Here is a 2,987-nt window from a genome sequence, read left to right on the forward strand (position 1 = left end):
GCCCATGAGGAGACAAAGCAGAGCTATGGTTATATTCGATTAACCAAATACTTACAAGCTCAGGGTATAAAAATGAGTATGTACGCTGTACGTCAGATAAAAGCGCTGAACCACCTGTATTGTAAGCGACACAAGCGTTTTAAAAGGACTACGAATAGTGACCATAATCGAGCGATCTATGAAAACCTGCTGGAGCAACAATTCTCAATGACTAGACCAAATCAAGCATGGTCAAGTGATATTACGTACATATGGACTGTTGAAGGATGGCTGTATTTAGCAGCGGTAAAAGACCTTTACACGAAGCAAGTGGTTGGCTATAGCTTAAATGAGCGCATGACAACACAGCTTGTTTGTAATGCGCTAAATATGGCTATTCACAATCAAAAACCAACCAAAGAACTGATTGTGCATTCAGACAGAGGAAGTCAATATTGCAGCCAGGAATATCGAAATATACTTGAGCAATATGGTTTTCAAGGTTCAATGAGCAAGCGCGGAGACTGTTACGATAATGCACCGATTGAAAGCTTTTGGGGAATACTGAAAAATGAGTTAGTGCATCATTACAACTATCAAACCAGAGAAGAAGCCAAAGCAGATATTATAAAATACATTGAGTTATTTTATAATCATCGAAGAATTCAAAAGGGTTTGGGTTTTAAGACACCAAATCAAATGGCCGAAGACTTTTATAAGTTGGCTGCCTAGAATCTCCCAAGGGAAAGTCTCCTGATAATTCAGCGTATATCACTCTGCTACTATAAAAAATAAATTAGTGCACTGATTTATTATACTATTAACTACTTTTATCAATTTGATTTGTTTAGTTATTTAAGAAATTACAGCCATTCATTCCAGAAAATTGATATGACTAGTCTCTCAGATATGAGGGGCTTTTTTAATTGTTTTTCACTTAAGCAATATTTAGCCAATCCCCCCCTAGATAGATTAAACCCACCAAAATTGGCGGGCTTATTTTTTAATAACTGAATTATGAAAGGTATGAATATTTTTGTGCCAAGTAATCATTCGCTATTTTTGTTGTCTCAGCATAGGTCAACTCCGCACAAAGCCAAAATCGATATGTATTTTTACCAATAATATAACTCTGGCAGTTGTAAGTTGATTGCTTACTTGTATCTATTTCACTCGCCTTAAAGAACGTTCCTTCACGGTTTTTAACAACTTCGCCGTCCAAATCACCGCCAATACAAATAAACATTGTAATAATCCATAAATTTATGAAGATCAGCTTAACACATATAGAAAAAATCTCCCCAGAATAAGGATACTTTGCAGAGTTTTATTTACTGTAAACGGTCAGGAATTTTTAGTCATATTGGTTAGGATAGATAAGCTTTATTAATCAAATATCATCATACAATTCGATAAAAATCGAATATCAGCTCTTGATTGAACTTTCTATTTGTATTTTATACTTAATATTTTTCTCCTCATCAATATAGGATAGTAAATGTTCATCCCTTCTTTTCCTTAATTTTCCAATTTTTGAATCAATTTTTGCAGTAATCAAAGATTCCTCTTCTTGCTCCTCATTAGGAATGTACTCACTTATTGATTTCATACTTTAACACTCCTGTTTTGCTGCATTGTTAGTTTAGATCCACTAAATAAACAAGTGCGTTAACGTGTTTTTTATTATTAAAAGAAAATCTGAAATCTATAAAACAAAAAAGCCCACCTTCTGATGAGCTTTTTATTTAATTAAGATTGTTAAATGCATTAAGCTTTAAATTCTGCTAATACAAAGTTTTTTACTATTTCATCGAAATTTGGTTTTAGAAGAGTTGGCTTGCTATCTTTTATAGTTTTATACCAATAACTCGCTGCAACTCCCATACTAATCAAAGCTAACAATTTCATTGCTCACCTCACTTATTAGGAAGAGTGGAATTTAAAGTATCATTCACGTTTGTAGCGTTCCAACTCGTTTTAGAGAGGTTTATGTATATTTTTTGAGCAATGTGTAATAAAAAAGCCCTCATGATTATGAGCTTTCTTTAATGACAGTAATAATCAGTACTCAATAAATTCATGTAATGAATTTATAAAATGCACAAAATTATCTGCTAGGTACAGAACCTTTCTTTTACCCTCATTCATTCCAAAATCATAGAATTCATCGTGTAAAACCAGCACAATCTTAGGTTGATCTTTTATCCAAGGAAATCTGTAATCAAAACAAATAAAATTTCCACCAGGTGTCGATCTGATATACGCTGAATTATCAGGAGACTTTCCCTTGGGAGATTCTAGGCAGCCAACTTATAAAAGTCTTCGGCCATTTGATTTGGTGTCTTAAAACCCAAACCCTTTTGAATTCTTCGATGATTATAAAATAACTCAATGTATTTTATAATATCTGCTTTGGCTTCTTCTCTGGTTTGATAGTTGTAATGATGCACTAACTCATTTTTCAGTATTCCCCAAAAGCTTTCAATCGGTGCATTATCGTAACAGTCTCCGCGCTTGCTCATTGAACCTTGAAAACCATATTGCTCAAGTATATTTCGATATTCCTGGCTGCAATATTGACTTCCTCTGTCTGAATGCACAATCAGTTCTTTGGTTGGTTTTTGATTGTGAATAGCCATATTTAGCGCATTACAAACAAGCTGTGTTGTCATGCGCTCATTTAAGCTATAGCCAACCACTTGCTTCGTGTAAAGGTCTTTTACCGCTGCTAAATACAGCCATCCTTCAACAGTCCATATGTACGTAATATCACTTGACCATGCTTGATTTGGTCTAGTCATTGAGAATTGTTGCTCCAGCAGGTTTTCATAGATCGCTCGATTATGGTCACTATTCGTAGTCCTTTTAAAACGCTTGTGTCGCTTACAATACAGGTGGTTCAGCGCTTTTATCTGACGTACAGCGTACATACTCATTTTTATACCCTGAGCTTGTAAGTATTTGGTTAATCGAATATAACCATAGCTCTGCTTTGTCTCCTCATGGGC

General features: G+C 34.7%; 3 protein-coding genes and 3 pseudogenes. 1 reads left to right on the forward strand and 5 read right to left on the reverse strand.

Features of this window, described 5'->3' with window-relative positions:
• Positions 1-711: pseudogene (locus ACINWC141_RS15015) on the forward strand (IS3-like element ISAba22 family transposase); the annotation flags it as partial.
• 283 nt (positions 712-994) lie between these two features.
• On the opposite strand, the gene ACINWC141_RS15020 reads toward ACINWC141_RS15015, so the two are convergent.
• The 5 genes and pseudogenes from ACINWC141_RS15020 to ACINWC141_RS15030 form a co-directional block, all read right to left on the reverse strand.
• Positions 995-1,225: a hypothetical protein gene (locus ACINWC141_RS15020; RefSeq protein WP_009392509.1), complete on the reverse strand. Its 231-nt coding sequence runs from the start codon at positions 1,223-1,225 to the stop codon at positions 995-997.
• A gap of 180 nt (positions 1,226-1,405) precedes the next feature.
• Positions 1,406-1,588: a hypothetical protein gene (locus ACINWC141_RS15025; RefSeq protein ID WP_034678839.1), complete on the reverse strand. Its 183-nt coding sequence runs from the start codon at positions 1,586-1,588 to the stop codon at positions 1,406-1,408.
• Between the two features lie 158 nt (positions 1,589-1,746).
• On the reverse strand, positions 1,747-1,887 hold the full coding sequence (locus tag ACINWC141_RS19815; RefSeq protein WP_000770264.1) for a hypothetical protein: 141 nt from the start codon (positions 1,885-1,887) through the stop codon (positions 1,747-1,749).
• A gap of 153 nt (positions 1,888-2,040) precedes the next feature.
• Positions 2,041-2,232, reverse strand: a pseudogene (locus ACINWC141_RS20540) (SMI1/KNR4 family protein); the annotation flags it as partial.
• 44 nt (positions 2,233-2,276) lie between these two features.
• Positions 2,277-2,987 (reverse strand): annotated as a pseudogene (locus ACINWC141_RS15030) (IS3-like element ISAba22 family transposase); the annotation flags it as partial.

The organism is Acinetobacter sp. WC-141 (assembly GCF_000313935.1).
GTDB lineage: Bacteria > Pseudomonadota > Gammaproteobacteria > Pseudomonadales > Moraxellaceae > Acinetobacter.